At 61.4% G+C, this 16,196-nt stretch carries 13 protein-coding genes and 1 tRNA gene; 7 read left to right on the forward strand and 7 right to left on the reverse strand.

Going from position 1 to position 16,196, the window contains the following annotated elements:
* Positions 1-50: 50 nt before the first annotated feature.
* Positions 51-833: a TrkA C-terminal domain-containing protein gene (locus ACI3L3_RS11420; protein ID WP_404845257.1), complete on the reverse strand. Its 783-nt coding sequence runs from the start codon at positions 831-833 to the stop codon at positions 51-53.
* Between the two features lie 374 nt (positions 834-1,207).
* On the opposite strand from ACI3L3_RS11420, the gene ACI3L3_RS11425 reads away from it, so the two are divergent.
* From ACI3L3_RS11425 to ACI3L3_RS11435, 3 genes are all read left to right on the forward strand, one after another.
* Positions 1,208-1,284, forward strand: a tRNA-Asp gene (locus ACI3L3_RS11425).
* Between the two features lie 919 nt (positions 1,285-2,203).
* Complete coding sequence (locus tag ACI3L3_RS11430) at positions 2,204-2,806, forward strand: flavodoxin family protein (protein WP_404845258.1); 603 nt, start codon at positions 2,204-2,206, stop codon at positions 2,804-2,806.
* Positions 2,807-2,853: 47 nt separating this feature from the next.
* Positions 2,854-3,165 carry a putative quinol monooxygenase gene (locus ACI3L3_RS11435; RefSeq protein ID WP_404845259.1) on the forward strand — a complete coding sequence of 104 codons (312 nt, stop codon included), beginning with the start codon at positions 2,854-2,856 and terminating at the stop codon, positions 3,163-3,165.
* A 64-nt stretch (positions 3,166-3,229) separates the two neighbouring features.
* On the opposite strand, the gene ACI3L3_RS11440 is transcribed toward ACI3L3_RS11435, so the two are convergent.
* Positions 3,230-3,580, reverse strand: a complete 351-nt coding sequence (locus tag ACI3L3_RS11440; RefSeq protein WP_404845260.1) for a hypothetical protein — start codon at positions 3,578-3,580, stop codon at positions 3,230-3,232.
* Between the two features lie 75 nt (positions 3,581-3,655).
* Positions 3,656-5,305: a hydantoinase/oxoprolinase N-terminal domain-containing protein gene (locus tag ACI3L3_RS11445; protein ID WP_404845261.1), complete on the reverse strand. Its 1,650-nt coding sequence runs from the start codon at positions 5,303-5,305 to the stop codon at positions 3,656-3,658.
* Between the two features lie 391 nt (positions 5,306-5,696).
* On the opposite strand from ACI3L3_RS11445, the gene speA reads away from it, so the two are divergent.
* The 4 genes from speA (at position 5,697) to speB (ending at position 10,938) form a co-directional block, all read left to right on the forward strand.
* Positions 5,697-7,619 carry a biosynthetic arginine decarboxylase gene (speA, locus tag ACI3L3_RS11450; RefSeq protein WP_404845262.1) on the forward strand — a complete coding sequence of 641 codons (1,923 nt, stop codon included), beginning with the start codon at positions 5,697-5,699 and terminating at the stop codon, positions 7,617-7,619.
* Positions 7,620-7,651: 32 nt separating this feature from the next.
* Positions 7,652-8,830 (forward strand): saccharopine dehydrogenase family protein, encoded by a 1,179-nt coding sequence (locus ACI3L3_RS11455; protein ID WP_404845263.1) that lies wholly within the window; start codon positions 7,652-7,654, stop codon positions 8,828-8,830.
* The gene (gene nspC / locus ACI3L3_RS11460; protein WP_404845264.1) at positions 8,809-9,963 is read left to right on the forward strand and encodes a carboxynorspermidine decarboxylase; all 1,155 of its coding nucleotides are present in this window, start codon (positions 8,809-8,811) and stop codon (positions 9,961-9,963) included. Before ACI3L3_RS11455 ends, nspC begins: the two co-directional genes overlap by 22 nt.
* A 123-nt stretch (positions 9,964-10,086) precedes the next feature.
* Positions 10,087-10,938: an agmatinase gene (speB, locus tag ACI3L3_RS11465; protein ID WP_404845582.1), complete on the forward strand. Its 852-nt coding sequence runs from the start codon at positions 10,087-10,089 to the stop codon at positions 10,936-10,938.
* Positions 10,939-11,574: 636 nt separating this feature from the next.
* On the opposite strand, the gene ACI3L3_RS11470 is transcribed toward speB, so the two are convergent.
* The 4 genes from ACI3L3_RS11470 to ACI3L3_RS11485 all read right to left on the reverse strand — a co-directional run bounded on the left by ACI3L3_RS11470 (position 11,575) and on the right by ACI3L3_RS11485 (position 16,128).
* On the reverse strand, positions 11,575-12,351 hold the full coding sequence (locus ACI3L3_RS11470; protein WP_404845265.1) for a superoxide dismutase: 777 nt from the start codon (positions 12,349-12,351) through the stop codon (positions 11,575-11,577).
* Between the two features lie 127 nt (positions 12,352-12,478).
* The gene (locus ACI3L3_RS11475) at positions 12,479-12,880 is read right to left on the reverse strand and encodes a hypothetical protein (protein ID WP_404845266.1); all 402 of its coding nucleotides are present in this window, start codon (positions 12,878-12,880) and stop codon (positions 12,479-12,481) included.
* A 22-nt stretch (positions 12,881-12,902) separates the two neighbouring features.
* Positions 12,903-15,002 (reverse strand): TRAP transporter permease, encoded by a 2,100-nt coding sequence (locus ACI3L3_RS11480; RefSeq protein ID WP_404845267.1) that lies wholly within the window; start codon positions 15,000-15,002, stop codon positions 12,903-12,905.
* 148 nt (positions 15,003-15,150) lie between these two features.
* Positions 15,151-16,128, reverse strand: coding sequence for a TAXI family TRAP transporter solute-binding subunit (locus ACI3L3_RS11485; protein ID WP_404845268.1), 978 nt, complete (start codon positions 16,126-16,128; stop codon positions 15,151-15,153).
* Positions 16,129-16,196: the final 68 nt, after the last annotated feature.

A 16,196-nucleotide genomic window follows, 5' to 3' on the forward strand; every position in this document is an offset into this window, starting at 1 on the left:
TTTGGCTGAGGTGACTTGAGGAAGCGGACGCTGGGCGGGACGTGATGCGGTCAGTCCTTGTGCGGCGTGCCCTCCACGTCTTGCTCCTGCTCCTTTTGTTGTTCCTGTTTTTGTTCGGCAACGGCCTCCACGTGGGCTATTTCGCCGCCGGTGCCGCTGCGTCTGTCGTCCAGACTGCGGATGGCTCCGGCGCGGCCATAGACGACAAGCGTATCCGCGGCGCGCAGGGTGGTGGCGCCCTTCGGCGTTCCTAGGAATGTACCGTCCGCACGTGTGATGGCGAGCACCACGACGCCTTCGTCCTGCAAGCGCAGTTCGGCAAGAGTGCGGTTCGTCATCCAGTCCTGTTTCTGTACGAAGACCTCCCCAATGGAGTAGTCGCCCGTCAGGTGCAGCAGTGCGGCATAGTCGCGGACGTTAAGCGCCGTGTAGCGCTTCATTGCCCGGAAAACGATGCGCGATAGGAGCCTGTCGAACCGTTGGCTGGTGGTCAGCGCCAGCAGTGCGGCAAGGCCAACAATCAGTAGCCCCGCCCGTAGCCACAGCGACCCGGTATTTTGCACATTGATGAAGCCGATAAGCAGCGTGACAATCGCCGTCGCCACACCCGCATTGCCCAGCAGCATCAGCAGAAGCAAAATGCGCCGCCGCACAGGGTGATTGACCACCTTTTCGGACTCCGACGTGGTGAATCCAACACCAGTAAATGCCGACCGTGCCTGAAATTTCGCGGCCTGACGCGATAGGCCCGTGTGAGTGAGCGCTAGGCTCGCCATGCGCGTGAGGATCATCGATACGATGAGAATAAGCAGTAATGTGGCAATCGCTATCATTGTGTTCCGTCTGTATTGTGCCGTGTTATAAAGTGTTTCCGCCCTTTTGGGAGTTCCTAAGACCATAGGCGAATTGTAGTGCCGTATCAAGGTCGTCCATCTTTTGCTCTGTACGTCGCAGTGTGTTCGCGTATTCCACAGTCATCCACCTCGCCTTGTGTGGTCATGGATCTCCTGCGGTGTATGGACGCTTTTCCTGCACCTGCGTTGCTCTCATCCTCCGCAGTCTACCATCGTCTTACCATGCAAAATTACACCGCATTGTGCCGCTTCAGGAGGTGAGAAAATCGGGCGAAATTCGCTGTTTTGCGTTGACATACCGGGCAAAATTCGCCATTGTCTCCTCAGACGACGCGAGGCGTTGTCTCAAATGCGGAGCCGTAGTTAAGTCGGTTATAACGCTGGCCTGTCACGCCAGAGGCCGCGAGTTCGAGTCTCGTCGGCTCCGCCACGCAAATCAAAGGCTGCACCACCAAGGTGCAGCCTTTTTTTGTGCCTTGTGTCTCGCGCGTTGTGCGCCGTGCGACGCCGTGCGGGTGGGGTGCGCGTGGATGGGCCGGGTCGTTATGCCGGGGTCAAGAGGATGCCTCCGGCGGTTTAAGGGGTGCGACCCCTTAAAAATCCCGAGGTTTTCGGGCTGGAAGCCAGCCCGAAAAAGGGGGTGGCCTTTTCCTCCACGTTGGGACAGTTGCCCGTGTGGGTGTGGCGCCGTTGCTGGGGGCTGATAGAGGCCGCGTGTCCGGAACGCATTGCTGGCGTATAAATGGGATCGTTAAGGGCCCACGGCCCTTAACCCGCCGGAGGCAAGTTTTTAATGCCGGGCCGGGTCGTTATGCCGGGGTCAAGAGGATGCCTCCGGCGGTTTAAGGGGTGCGACCCCTTAAAAATCCCGAGGTTTTCGGGCTGGAAGCCAGCCCGAAAAAGGGGGCGGGTGGCCTTTTTCTCCACGTTGGGACAGTTGCCCGTGTGGGTGTGGTACCGTTGCAGGGGCCTGATAGAGGCCGCGTGTCCGGAACGCATCACTGGCGTATAAATGGGATTGTTAAGGGCCCGCGGCCCTTAACCCGCCGGAGGCAAATCTCCCCTTTTCCTCTTCTTCCCTCTTTTTGGGCCTTCTTCGAGTACACCACCCGCATGGTATCCTCCATGATAGTACATGACAAAAAAGACCGTACTTGCGCAAAAGTCTTCGTGTGCAATAGAGTGTCGTGCATATGCCCCAGAGGTCTTCGCGACGCGTATTGGCATATGAAATGGTGTTCAAAACGGACTGTGAAGCGGCCTGTTACGCAGGGTTCCTGTGTGTGCGGCAAGATGGTCCTGTGACATGCCGCGACATGCGGCGCTACTGCGAATAAAGGAGTCTTGGTATGTACGTTGTTGCTATTAATGGAAGCCCTCGCAAGGGCGGGAACACGGAGAATTTGCTTCGCACTGCGCTTGAGCCGCTGGAAAAGGCTGGCTGGGAGACGGAGTTTGTGCAGCTGGGTGGGAAGAAAATCCGCGGCTGTATGGCGTGTGGCAAGTGCTGGGAAAAGCAGGACGGCCACTGTGTGGTGGACAACGACGCGTTCAACGACGTGATGGATAAGATGGTGAAGGCGGACGCCATAATTATTGGTTCGCCGACGTATTTTTCTGATGTGAGCGCGGAGACCAAGGCGCTGCTGGACCGCTCCGGATTCGTGGCGCTGGCCAATGGCGGCCTGTTTGCGGGCAAGATTGGCGCAGCGGTGGTTGCTGTGCGCCGGGGCGGCGGTATCCATGTGTTTGATACCATTAACCATATGTACCAGATGTCGCGCATGATTGTGCCCGGCTCCACGTATTGGAACCTTGGCTACGGCCTGGAAAAGGGCGAAGTGCAGGGCGACGCCGAAGCGCTTGCAAACATGCGGAATTTGGGCGAGACCGTAAGCTGGCTCGGCAAGGCGATGGCTCCGAATATGGCCAGCTTCCCTGCCGCTCCCTAAAATATGCCGTATAACGCGCCGTAAGAACCTTACGGCCAGGAGAAGGAATGCATACAGATATGGTCGTTGTCAGCGCGCGGTTTCGCGCGCTGCCCGGACAGGAAGAGATGCTGAAAAGTATGGTGCAGCAGCTTGTGCAGGATTGCGAGGGGCAAAACGGCCTCATCCTGTACAGCGTGCATCAGGACGTTGCCGACCCGGCGCTGTTTCAGTTTTATGAGCAGTTTGCCTCGCAGGCGGCGCTGGACGAGCACGCGGTCTCGAAGCCGCTCAAGGACTTTGAGCGCGACGCCGCGCAGTATATGGACGGCGAAGCGGAAGTGCGCATTATGCGTATGCTGGCCCGGGTGACGGGCTAGCGCCAAGGGCTAAAAAAGCCAGTATGAAAAACGCCCCGGCGGGTTCCTGCCGGGGCGTTTCGTTTTAGGCTTTGGCGGCGATGACGGTGAGCGGGTCCTCGTCGCTGGTGTCGGCAAAGAAGAATTCTTTATCAAAGGGGCCGACGTGTCCTTCTGCGGCCATGCGCTCAAAGAAGTTCAGGCGCGTGTAGCGGCGGGTGCGCTCCGGCGAGACCTTAAACTTTACGTAGTAGTCGAACTTGGGCATGGAGTGGCTGGACTCGGTGAGGTCGATGACCCTGTCCGCGAACTCGCACCAGCCGTGAGTCTGCCACGTGCCGTCCTTGAAAATCCAGCCGTGGACGACTTCGGTCTCGGGGTTTTCGCTCGCGGCCTCAAGGCAGGACTCGAAACTTGTGGGCTTGCGGTCGAACATGAATACCTCCGTTGGCGTGTTGTCGGCGCTGTGGCCTGTGACGGTGTGCACGGGCGGGCATGGCCGCCGCGCGGTTTACTGGTCGGCCTTGGTGCCGATAAGGGCCGCGCCAAGGGCGTTGCCGACTTCAAAATGATCCGGGAAATGGATGGGCGCGCCAAGGCGCTGCGCCACTTCGGGCAGCAACATCCGGGCGGCTGCGCCAATGCCGACGATGGGCACGTTGAGGGCGGCGCTGAAGCGGACAAGGGACATGGAGTCCTTGCGGGCGATGAATTCGGCCATGCTTCCGCCAACTTCCTTGCGCACCACATGGTCGAGCAGGGCGTTTTCAATCTTGCGCTGGGCTGTGGTTATGACTGCTTCGCAAAAGGCCTCGGCGTCCATGCCGTGACGGCGGGCGAGAACCTCTGCCGCGGCCTTGGCCTGCGCGGTGTCGCCGATGCTCAGGCGACCGAGCACGTGCAGGGCGTCCGTTGGGGTGAAGCCGATTTCCGCCACCTGCTGGGCGCGGACAAGGCGCTGCAGGTGCGCGGACAGCGCAATTTCGCTAAGGCCCGTGGCACGCATGAGGGATGCGGCAGACATGGGCCCGGCGCCGCTGAGAATTGTCAAAATGGGGTCGGCGGCGATGACGTCCGGCTCCGGCGCTTGGTCCATGGTGATGAGGCGCGAGGCGTCGCCAGTGTCCAACCACGACTCGGGAGCCGGGACGTTTGTGGCCATGCAAACGGGCAAAACGCGTGCTGGTCCAACGGCGATGGACCCCGCCGCTGTGGTGCGGACCTGCGAGTCTCCGCCGATGCCCACGGTGAACATTTCCACGGCTTCGACGTGCGTTTCCCATTGCCCTATGCGGCTGCCGCCCTTTTTGATGGTGGGCTGGCCTGCGCGGATGAGGGTGACGTCTGTGGTGGTGCCGCCAACGTCCACGATGAGGGCGTCGTCGCCGGGGGCGAAGGCCATGCCGTAATGGGCAGTGGCGGCGGGACCGCTGGCGAAGGTCTCGGCCGCGCGGCGCAGGGCGCTGTCTAGCGTCATGGGCGCGCCGTTGCCGCGCACGATGCGTACCGGACAGGTGAGGCCGTGTTCTGCAAGGGCGGCGCTGACGCCGTCGATGAATTCCTGCATGACGGGCATAAGGCGGGCGTTGAGCACAGTTGTGGCGGCGCGCTCCTTCATGCCTGCCTTGCCGCTGACCTCGTGGGAGCAGAAGACGGGCTTGGGGTCCACCAGTTCGATGGCTTTGGCGGCCACCTGCTCATGCGTGGGATTGGCGTAGCTCATGGCCGCGCTGACGGCGTAGGCGTCCACATGGCCGCGCAGATTGCCCACGCCATCGACGATGGCTTCCACGTCGAGGGGGGCTTCCTCCTTGCCGACGATGGAGTGCCCTCCGGCGGCGTATTGCACGGAGACGACGGGCAGGTCGAAGGCCTTGGTCATGCCGATGACGAACAGCCCCACGCGTGCGCCTTTGTCTTCCACCACGGCGTTGGTGGCGAGGGTGGTGGACACGGCGACCACATCCACCAGCTGGGGCGGAGTGGCGCTTTCGCGCATGACGCGGGACAGGGCGGACGACAGGCCGATACTGAGATTTTTGTGTGTGGTCGGTGTCTTGGCGGAGGCGACAACGTCACCGGACGCGCGGTCCAGAAGAATGGCGTCCGTGTAGGTGCCGCCGGTATCGATGCCTATTGCATAGCCGTGTGTCTGTGTCATGATGAATCCTTTGCCGTTTTCGTGGTCTGTGACGGCTGTATGTGCAGTACGTGGTGATACTGCCAAGGCGCGCGGTTGGCAACCGTGCATCGTGAAAAATCGGCCAAGCGGGCGGATGGGAGCGGATTTTCACGCTATGCGGGGTTTTGTGGCGTATAGATCAGGCTCTTTTTTGTGGAAGGGATACACTGTTTGGGGTAAGGGAAGTTTGGAAAATTTCCCTAAGTATTGGTGAGCTATTGACGAGTGGCGCAAAATCTACTAATTGGCGCGCTCCATCATATCGGGCAGGCGTGGGCGGCGGTTTCGGCGCAGTGTAACACTGGCGCGAACAGCCACCCTGTGCGGCTTTTCCCCGAAAAGTTCCGATGGGTAAGGAGGGTGCTGCGATATGGCAAAGAAACCCGTGCTTGAGCAGTGGAACGCAACGTGTTCCGCCGACCTGTATGGCGTCAATAACTGGGGCAGTGGGTACTTTGGTGTGTCCGACTCCGGCGACGCCGTCATCACCCCGTTTGCAGAACGCGGCCCGGCCGTCTCCATCCCCGAGGTCATCAAGGGCCTTAAGGAGCGGGGCATGGACCTGCCCGTGCTTCTGCGCATCGAAAATATTCTCGATTCCCAAATTTCCGTCCTGCACGACTGCTTTAACCACGCCATGCGCGACCTTGAATACCAAGGCGAATTCCGTGGCGTGTACCCCATCAAGGTGAACCAGCAGGAGCAGGTGGTGGAGCGCATCACCGAATACGGCGAGCCGCATCACCATGGCCTTGAGGTGGGCAGCAAGCCCGAACTCATCGCCGCGCTGTCCTACCTGCATGACCGCGAGGCCTGCATCGTCTGCAATGGCTACAAGGACCGCGAATTCGTGGACCTTGCCCTTTATGCCAACAAGATGGGCTATAACTGCATCCTCGTCCTTGAAATGCCGAGTGAGCTGGCGCTTATTCTGGAGCGTTCGCGCGCGCTGGGCATCCGGCCGCGCATGGGCATCCGCATCAAGCTGGCGGCCCGCGCCGGTGGGCACTGGACCGAGTCCGGCGGCGACCTGTCCATCTTTGGCCTGTCCACGGCCGAGGTCGTTGACGTGGTGGACGAGCTGCGAAAGCACGACATGCTGGACTGCATGCACCTGCTGCACTTCCACCTTGGCTCGCAGATTCCGAATATCCGCGACATCCGAAACGCCCTGCGCGAGGCCTGCCGGGTCTATGCCGGGCTGGTGGATGAAGGCGCGGCCATGGGCTATCTGGACCTTGGCGGCGGGCTTGCCGTGGACTACGACGGCTCGCACACAAACTTCCTGTCCAGCCGCAACTACACCCTTGGCGAATACTGCGCCGACGTGGTGGAAACCGTGATGAGCATTCTGGATGAGCGTGACATTGCGCATCCGCACATCATTACGGAGTCCGGCCGCGCTACGGTGGCGTACTACTCCGTGCTGTTGTTTGAGATTTTGGACGCCAGTCGCCTTGAGGACCGGGCCATCCCCATCGACCTGCCCGAGGACTGCCCCGAGCCGACGGAGAACCTGCTTGAGGTCTACCGCTCCATCTCGCTCAAGAACCTGCAGGAGTGCTACAACGACGCCATTTTTTACCGCGATGAAATCCGCCAGATGTTCCGCATGGGCACCTGCTCCCTGCGCGAGCGCTCCGTTGCGGAATCCCTGTTCTGGGCCATCATCAAGGAAATTGCCGCGCGCGTGGACGAGGTGAAGCGCCCCACCAAGGAACTGGCGGGCATTCAGGATTCACTGGCCAGCATCTACTACGCGAATATGAGCATTTTCCAGTCTCTGCCGGATTCGTGGGCCATTGACCATCTGTTCCCGGTCATGCCTGTGCACCGTATGGACGAACAGCCCACCGAAAAGGTGGTGCTGGCGGACATTACCTGTGACTGCGACGGCAAGCTGGACCGCTTTATCGACGAACGCGGCGTCCGACGCACGCTGGACGTGCACGACCTGCGCAAGGGCGAGCCTTATTACATGGGCGCCTTCCTCGTCGGCGCGTATCAGGAGACGCTGGGCGACCTGCATAACCTTTTTGGCGACACCAACGTCGCCTCCATCCATATCAATGAGGACGGTTCGTTTGACTTCGTGCGGGAGCTCGATGGAGATTCCGTGGCTGACGTGCTGTCCTACGTCGAGTATGATCCGAAGATGGTCCTGGAGCGCTTCCGCAACGTGGCGGAGCGTGGCATCCGGGAGGGGCGCATTACCCCTCAGGACAGATACGCCATCATGAAGGCCTTTGAACAGGGCCTGAGAGGATCGACCTATCTGAACGGCTTGCGATAGCACAATCCCTTTTGACAAGGAGGGACACAAGGATGTCCAGAGTACTCATCGTCGGCGCTGGCGGTGTGGGTCAGGTTGTGGCTCACAAATGCGCGCAGCTTCCCGAAGTGTTTCACGAAATATGTCTTGCCAGCCGCACCGTCTCCAAATGTGACGCCATTGCTGCGCAGCTTCCCCGCCCCATCCGCACCGCACAGGTGGACGCGGACAACGTCCCCGAGATGGTGGCGCTGATCAACGACTTTAAGCCGGACCTCGTATTGAACGTGGCCCTGCCGTATCAGGACCTGAATATCATGGACGCCTGCCTTGAGACCGGCGTCCACTACCTCGACACGGCCAATTATGAGCCGCTGGACGAGGCCAAGTTTGAATACAAGTGGCAGTGGGCCTATCAGGACCGCTTCCGCGAAAAGGGCCTGATGGCGCTTCTTGGCAGTGGCTTCGACCCCGGCGTGACCAACGTCTTCTGCGCTTATGCCCAGAAGCACCACTTTGATGAAATCCACCAGCTGGACATCATCGACTGCAACGCGGGCGACCATGGCAAGCATTTTGCCACCAACTTCAATCCGGAAATCAATATCCGTGAAGTGACCGCGCGTGGCCGCTACTGGGAGCGCGGCGAATGGGTGGAGACCGATCCGCTGTCCTGGTCCATGTCCTATGACTTCCCCGAGGGCATTGGCCCCAAGAAGTGCTACCTCATGTACCACGAGGAGCTGGAGTCGCTGGTGCAGAACCTGCGCGGCATCCGTCGCGCCCGCTTCTGGATGACCTTCTCCGACAACTACCTGAAGCATCTGGAAGTGCTGGAGAACATCGGCATGACCCGCATCGACGCCGTGGAGCACAACGGCTGCGAAATCGTGCCGTTGCAATTCCTTAAGACGCTGCTGCCGGACCCGGCTTCCCTCGGCCCGGACACCAAGGGCCGCACCTGCATCGGCTGCCTGATGCGCGGTGTGAAGGACGGCAAGGAAAAGCAGGTCTACGTGTACAACATCTGCGACCATCAGGACGCCTACCGCGAGGTGAAGTCGCAGGCCGTGTCGTACACCACGGGCGTGCCCGCCATGATTGGCGCGGCCATGATGTTGACCGGCAAGTGGAAGGGCGAGGGCGTCTTCAACATGGAAGAGTTCGACCCCGACCCGTTCATGGATATGCTGAATACACACGGCCTGCCATGGAAAGAGATCATCTCCTAGCCGCGTTGGAGCGCGTCCCCGCCACGCCATGCTTTGTGGTGGACGAGGCGCTCCTGCGCCGCAACCTGTCGGTGCTGGACACCGTCCAGCGCCGGACAGGGGCCAAGATTCTGTTGGCCCTCAAGGGGTTTGCCATGTTCAGCGCGTTTCCGCTGTTGCGGGACGCGCTGCATGGCGTCTGCGCCAGCTCCCCGCACGAGGCGCGCCTTGGCCGCGAGGAATTCGGGCGCGAGGTGCACGCCTTTGCCGCCGCCTATTCCGAAGCGGATATGCGCGAGCTGGTCACCCTGTGCGATCATATTTCCTTCAACTCCTTTGCTCAGTACCGGCGCTTCAAGCCGTTGGTGGCCGCCGCGCCCGTACCCATTGAGTGCGCCATCCGCGTGAATCCGGAGCACTCCGAGGGCGCTGTGCCCATCTATGACCCGTGCTCCCCCGGCTCGCGCCTTGGCGTGCGTCTGCGTGATTTTGAGCCGGACGCCCTTGGCGGCATCTCCGGTCTGCATTTTCACACGCTGTGTGAGCAGAATGCGGATTCGCTGGATCGCACCCTTGCGGCGTTTGAGGCTTCATTCGGTCCGCATCTGCACGGCATGAAGTGGCTGAACATGGGCGGTGGGCACCACATCACGCGCGAGGATTACGACGTGGACCTGCTGTGCCGCCTCATCAACGGCGTGCGCGAGCGCTACGGCGTTGGCGTCTATCTTGAACCCGGCGAAGCCGTGGCGCTGGATACCGGTTTCCTCGTCGCCACGGTGCTGGACGTCATCAACGCGGATATGCCCGTCGCCATTCTCGATGCCTCCGCCGCCGCGCATATGCCCGATGTGTTGGAGATGCCGTACCGTCCAGACGTCATCGGTTCCGGTCAGCCTGCGGAAAAGGCGTGGACGTGCCGCCTTGCCGGGCATTCCTGCCTTGCGGGCGACGTGATAGGCGAGTACTCCTTCGACCGCCCGCTGCGCCCCGGTGACAGGCTCATATTTACGGATATGGCCCACTACAGCATGGTGAAGACCAACACCTTCAACGGCCTTAAGCTGCCCTCCATCGCCCTGCGGCGCACGGACGGGACGCTGGAGGTCGTGCGCGAGTTCGGGTACGAGGACTACAAGACCCGCCTGTCCTGACCGTTTTGCGTTCAGGCGCGGGCATGGGCGGCGCTTTTTCATTTTCGCCGCCCCAAACGCCAACGACCATATCGACCAGCGAAACAAGGAGCAGAGCCGTTGAGCGGACTTTATCCTGATTTTATGGCCACAGACCTGGAACCCACCGCTCCGGGCGAGAGCCTGTTTCATATCATCCCCGTTCCCTACGAAAAGACCGTCTCCTATGGCGGCGGGACCGTTGACGGGCCACAGGCCATTCTTGAGGCCTCGGACCAACTGGAAATGTGGGACGGCTTTTCCGTGCCCGCCCGCCGTGGTATCGTCACGCACGACGCCGTCGAGTGCTCCGGCGCGGCAAAGACCGTTATGGACCGCATCGCCGACGCCGTGAAGACCGTGCGCGGCCATAACGGCATGCCCGTCGTCCTTGGCGGCGAGCACACCGTCACCCTCGGCGCGCTGCGCACCCTTGCCGAGGAGCACGGCACCTTTGGCATTGTGCAGTTCGACGCCCACGCCGACCTGCGCGACAGCTACGAAGGGTCGCCCTACAGCCACGCCTGCGTTATGCGCCGCGCCGTGGCCGACCTCGGACTGCCCCTTTTCCAGCTTGGTGTTCGCGCCCTGTGCGAAGAGGAAGTCGAGTACCGCCGCGAGCAAGGCATAGGCCACATCGACGGCTGGGAACTCGGTACCATGCCCTTCCCCCGCGCGCTGCTCCCCGAAGGATTCCCCGACAAAATTTACGTCACCTTCGATGTGGATGGCCTTGATACCTCCATCATGCCCGCCACAGGCACCCCCGTGCCCGGCGGCATTATGTGGCATCAAGCCATGCAGCTGTTGCGCATGGCCATTCGCGGACGCCGCGTTCTCGGCTTCGACGTCGTCGAACTCGCCCCCATCCGCGACATGCACGCCTGCGACTTCACCGCCGCGCAGCTCGTCTACAACATCATGGGCATCATCGACCGTGACGCCGTGTTGCCCTAAGCCGGGCGCGCCCCTTGGACAAAAGAAAAGGCCGACGATGGATTCGTCGGCCTTTTTCTTTTTTCGGGAGGAAGAGGCGGACGGGGAGAGGGGAAATTGCTCCGCAGGGTTAAGGGCCGTGGGCCCTTAACAATCCCTTTTATACGCCAGTAATGCGTTCCGGACACGCGGTCTCTATCTGGCCCCGGCGTTGGTGCCACGCCCACGCGGGCAACTCCCCCAACGTGAAGAAACGGCCACCCAACCCTTTTTTCGGGCTGGCTTCCAGCTCGAAAACCTCGGGATTTTTAAGGGGTCGCACCCCTTAAACCGCCGGAGGCATCCTCTTGCCCCCGGCATAACGACCCGGCCCGGCACAAAGAAATTGCTCCGCAGGGTTAAGGGCCGTGGGCCCTTAACGATCCCATTTATACGCCAGGAATGCGTTCCGGACACGCGGTCTCTATCAGGCCCCGGCGTTGGTGCCACCCCCACACGGGCAACTCCCCCAACGTGGAGGAAAAGGCCACCCACCCCCTTTTTCGGGCTGGCTTCCAGCCCGAAAACCTCGGGATTTTTAAGGGGTCGCACCCCTTAAACCGCCGGAGGCATCCTCTTGACCCCGGCATAACGACCCGGCCCATCCACGCGCACCCGTCAGGCGGCGCCGTTTTCGTAGCGGCGGGTGACTTCGTACCAGTCCACGAGTCTGTCGAGGATGGCTTGCACGTAGGCTTTTCTGCGGTTTTGGTAGTCGAGGTAGTAGGCGTGTTCCCACACGTCCACGACGAAGAGCGGCACGTGTCCCATGGTGATGGGGGTGTCGGCGTTTTGTGTGCCGATGATGTCGAGGCCGCTGCCAGTATCCACCAGCCAGACCCAGCCGCTGCCGAAGACGCTGGCGGCCTGTGTGACGAAGCGTTCGCGCAAGCGCCCGAAGGAGCCGAAGGAGGCCTCTATGGCGGCGGAGAGGGTGTTGCCGGGGCGGCCGCCGCCGAGGGGGGCGAGGCCGCGCCAGTAGAAGGTGTGGTTCCATGCCTGCGCGGCGTTGTTGAAGATGGCTTTTCGGTCGGCGCGGCCGGATGTGGCGGTGATGATTTGGGTGAGCGACATGTCCTGATAGGGCGTCCCGCTGATGAAGCGGGCGGTCTTTTTGTAGTAGCCGAGGGTGTGCTTGCCGTAGTGATAGGCCACGGTCTTGGCGGAGATGATGGGTTCAAGGGCGCTGACGGGGTAGGGCAGTTGATGCGCCATGCCGTGGTGCGCGGCCATGAAATGCATGGGCATGTGGCGGTAGCCTTTGTCTTTGGCCATGTGGTGCCCGGCGTGGGCGAAGGCGGCGGGCAGCAGTCCTGCTCCGGTGAGGGCCGTGGCTGTTGCCGCCAGCTTGAAAAATCGGCGGCGGCTTATGTGGGGGGCACGATTGGAGCTCATAGGGCCTCCTTGGGCTTTGCATGGTGCTGAGCACGGATTCTTCAATCGTAGCCCATCAGGATGATGACGCAACAAAAAAACCGGCCGGACGTGAAGGCGTCTGGCCGGTTTTGCGTTGCGTGAGGGGTTATTCCGTTGGCACGTGGTAGTTTTTGACGAAGGCCTTGACGCGGCGCTGAATGCGTATGGTGCGCCCGATGAGCTCGGCAAGGCCGAAGAGCGCAATGGAGAGGATGAGCGAGAAGAGGAGAAAGCCGCACCCGCCGAGGATGAACAGCAGGTTGATTTCATCGTTTGGGCTGTCCGTTTGCCAGAGGAAGGTGATGCACCCGATGGTCCCGAGGAGCCATGACAGATGCGCCACCACGGTCAGAATGTGTTCCATGGGCAGACGTGAGATGGGGTTGACCATCTTGTAGCCCACAAAGTCCTCGCTGCCGCATTTGGGGCACTCGCGGTAGCTTTTGCTGAAGGTCTCGCCGCAGACTTCGCACTGGAACATCTTTTTAACGATGGTACGTGTGGGCATGAGTGTGCTCCTGTGTTGGCGGTCATGCCGCTGCGGTATGCGGGGTGCCGGACTGCGTGCGCATGCGTTGCATCATCCACACCGCGCCCCAAATGATCAGCCCGGCGGGGTAGACCCAGTAGCGCTGGTCGTGCGGGATGCCGGTTAGCTGGGCGATGAGGTCCGGGCGCATCATGATGAGGGTGATGCTGAGCAGAATGGGGACTTCCCAGAGCTTATTGCGCGTGATGAACCACCCCTGCGTTGCCGAGGCAAAGGCAAAGTTGCCCACGCAGGCCATAAGGAAGATGAGTCCACCTTGCAGCCAGCTATCCACATTGTGGAGGATGAGGTCGTGGTTGAAGATGAACATAAAGGGCAAAATGGCTGTGCGTATGTCGTAGAGGAAGCCCTGAATGCCTGTGGGAATGGGTGGCGACTCGGCAATGGCCGCCGCGGCGTAGGCGGCAAGGCCCACGGGCGGCGTATCGTCGGCGAGAATGCCGAAGTAGAAGCAGAACAGATGCGCCGCCATAAGCGGAACGATGAAGTCCTGCGTTGCGCCAAGGGTGACGATGGCTGGCGCGGTGAGGGACGCCATGACGATGTAGGTCGCCGTGGTGGGCAGACCCATGCCGATGAGCAGGCTGGCGGCGGCGGTGATGACGAGCATCAGGAAGATGTTGCCACCGGAAAGCTGGTCGATGACCTGCGTGATAAGGCCGCCAAGGCCAAGGGCCACAACGCCCACGATGATGCCCGCCGCGGCGGTGGCCATGGCCACGCCCGCCATGTTGCGCGCGCCGTCGGCCATGGCGAGTACGATGTCGCGTATGCCTTGTCCAAAGGCGGGGCGCATGGGCTTGCCGCTTATGCGGGCGCGGATGGGACGCTGCACCAGCATGATGACCGTCAGCACGATGATGGCGCGGAACGCGGCAAGCTCGGGAGAGTGCCGCAGGATAATCAGTTCATACAGCAGCATGGCCAGCGGCAGCAGAAAATGCAGCCCGGCGAGAAGCGTGGGCACAAAGCGTGGAAGCTCGGCGCGCGGGATGCCCTGAAGCCCCAGCTTGCTGGCCTCGATGTGCGAAATGTAGATGAGCGCCGCGTAGGAGACAAAGGCCGGAACCGCCGCCGCCTTGACGACCTCAATGTACGGCACGTTGACGTACTCCGCGATGATGAAGGCCGCCGCGCCCATGATGGGCGGGGCCAGCTGACCGTCTGTTGAGGCGGCTACCTCAATAGCCCCGGCCTTGGTGCCGGGGTAGCCGACTTTTTTCATCATGGGGATGGTGAAGGTGCCGGTGGTGACGATGTTGGCAATGGATGAGCCGGACACCATGCCGGTGAGTCCGGACCCGAGGATGGCGGCCTTGGCCGGTCCGCCTTTGAAGCCGCCCAGCAGGCACAGGGCTAGCTGAATGAAAAAGTGTCCGGCTCCGGCCTTCTCCAGCATGGTGCCAAAGAGGACGAAGAGGAACACGATGGTGGCGGAGACGTCGAGGGGGATGCCGTATATGCCCTCGGACGACATGGTCATCTGCCCGATGAAGCGGTTTAGGGACACGCCCTTGAAGGCGATAACATCGGGCATGTACGGCCCGAGAAAGGCGTAGATGATGAAGAGAAGCGCGATGACGGGCAGGGCCGGACCGATGACGCGCCGCGTCCCCTCAAGCAGCAGCGCCACCAGCAGGATGCCGAAGACAAGGTCGCGCGTGGTGGGCGCGCCGTAGCGCATGGATATGCCGTCATAGTCCAAAAAGATGTACAGCGCGGCCAGCGCCGCAAAAAGGGCGAGGATGTAGTCCAGAATGGTCACGCGGTGCATGGCGAGGAAGAACCGCAAGTCCGGCCGCCAGTTGGGCGTGAACTTGAACATGGGAATATTCAGATACACCAGCACTATGGCGAAGCCGAGGTGAAAGGCCCGGATATAGAGCGTATCCAGAATAAGCCAACTGGCCGTGGACAGCTGGAACAGGGACCACAGCACCGCAATGCCAATGGTCAGAGCGCGCGTGACGCCGTAGCTGTCGCTTTGCAGGCCGTGTTCGGCTTCGGCAAGGCGCTTGGCGTACTCCACACCTTTGATGTCGGGGTCGTGTTCAGTCTGGTGGCGCGGTGCGTGTGGCATGCGTGGCTGCACTCCTAGGCTGCGGGTTGCGGAGGACAGTCGTCCGCCATGCGGGGATGACCGGGGACCGGGACGCCGCGCGGGCGTCTGTAACGAAAGGCGAGGGAGCGCGCCGGACCGGCCTTGGCCGGTCCGGCGCGCGTGGAAGCTACATCAGCCCGGCTTCCTGATAGTAGCGCATGGCGCCGGGATGGATGGGAGCGGACAGGCCCTGAAGCATGCCGCGCTTGGTCAGCACCTTGTATGCGGGGTGCAGTTTTTTGAATTCCTCAAAGTTTTCAAAAACTTCCTTGGTGATGGCGTACACCACGTCGGCGGGGACCTTGGAGGAGGTCACAAAGGTGGCCTTCACGCCAAAGGTCTTCACGTCTTTTTTATTGGTGGCACCGGGGTAGAACTCGATGGGGATGTCCGAGGGCGCGTAGTAGGGGTACTCGCTGAACAGGGAGTCCACGCCCGTGATGTCGATGATGCGCACGGCGCGCTTGCCGGCGGTGGCTTCCTTGATGGCGCCGGAGGGGTGGCCAACGGTGTAGAAGAAGGCGTCGATGCGGCCGTCCTGCAACAGGCCGGGAGCCTCGGCGGCTTTGACGCCCTCGGCGGTGAGGTCCTTATCAATGTCGAAACCGAGGGCCGTCAGCGCGTCAATGGCGTTTTGGCGCTGGCCGGAACCGGGGTTGCCGATGTTGATAATTTTGCCCTTCAGGTCCTGCACGGTGGTGATGCCCGCATCCTCTGCGGCCACCAGCGTGACGGACTCGGGATGGATGCTGAACACGGCGCGCAGGTCGCGCTGCGGTCCGCTGTCCTTCCATTCGGCCATGCCCTTCATGGCCTGATACTGCCTGTCGGACTGCACAATGCCGAATTCCAAATCGCCCGCCATAATGGCGTTGACGTTAAACACGGAGCCGCCCGTGGATTCCACGGTGCAGCGGATGCCGTATTCGTCTTTCTTTTTGTTGACGATGCGGGCGATGGCGCCGCCGGTGGGGTAGTAGACGCCGGTGATGCCGCCGGTGCCAATGGTGATGAAGGTGGTCTTGGCTGCTGCGCCCGTGGGCATGGTGCCCATGAGGAAGACTCCCAGGCACAGGGTGAAGGTAAGCATGAACCATTTCCGCATGTGTCGCCTCCTGCCGGATGAGGTGTGGACTCGGTGGCCCCCGGGGTGGAGGCTGCCGTGTGGTGGTA

It is taken from the genome of Desulfobaculum sp. SPO524 (genome assembly GCF_044987625.1).
Taxonomy (GTDB): domain Bacteria; phylum Desulfobacterota; class Desulfovibrionia; order Desulfovibrionales; family Desulfovibrionaceae; genus Desulfobaculum.

Excerpts from the sequence above, each read along its gene's own strand:
- ACI3L3_RS11435 (WP_404845259.1), top strand. The coding sequence starts at position 2,854 with ATGCATACAGATATGGTCGTTGTCAGCGCGCGGTTTCGCGCGCTGCCC.
- ACI3L3_RS11420 (WP_404845257.1), bottom strand. The coding sequence starts at position 833 with ATGATAGCGATTGCCACATTACTGCTTATTCTCATCGTATCGATGATC.
- ACI3L3_RS11455 (WP_404845263.1), top strand. The coding sequence starts at position 7,652 with ATGTCCAGAGTACTCATCGTCGGCGCTGGCGGTGTGGGTCAGGTTGTG.
- ACI3L3_RS11430 (WP_404845258.1), top strand. The coding sequence starts at position 2,204 with ATGTACGTTGTTGCTATTAATGGAAGCCCTCGCAAGGGCGGGAACACG.
- speB (WP_404845582.1), top strand. The coding sequence starts at position 10,087 with ATGGCCACAGACCTGGAACCCACCGCTCCGGGCGAGAGCCTGTTTCAT.
- ACI3L3_RS11440 (WP_404845260.1), bottom strand. The coding sequence starts at position 3,580 with ATGTTCGACCGCAAGCCCACAAGTTTCGAGTCCTGCCTTGAGGCCGCG.
- ACI3L3_RS11475 (WP_404845266.1), bottom strand. The coding sequence starts at position 12,880 with ATGCCCACACGTACCATCGTTAAAAAGATGTTCCAGTGCGAAGTCTGC.
- ACI3L3_RS11485 (WP_404845268.1), bottom strand. The coding sequence starts at position 16,128 with ATGCGGAAATGGTTCATGCTTACCTTCACCCTGTGCCTGGGAGTCTTC.
- ACI3L3_RS11480 (WP_404845267.1), bottom strand. The coding sequence starts at position 15,002 with ATGCCACACGCACCGCGCCACCAGACTGAACACGACCCCGACATCAAA.
- ACI3L3_RS11470 (WP_404845265.1), bottom strand. The coding sequence starts at position 12,351 with ATGAGCTCCAATCGTGCCCCCCACATAAGCCGCCGCCGATTTTTCAAG.
- nspC (WP_404845264.1), top strand. The coding sequence starts at position 8,809 with ATGGAAAGAGATCATCTCCTAGCCGCGTTGGAGCGCGTCCCCGCCACG.
- speA (WP_404845262.1), top strand. The coding sequence starts at position 5,697 with ATGGCAAAGAAACCCGTGCTTGAGCAGTGGAACGCAACGTGTTCCGCC.
- ACI3L3_RS11445 (WP_404845261.1), bottom strand. The coding sequence starts at position 5,305 with ATGACACAGACACACGGCTATGCAATAGGCATCGATACCGGCGGCACC.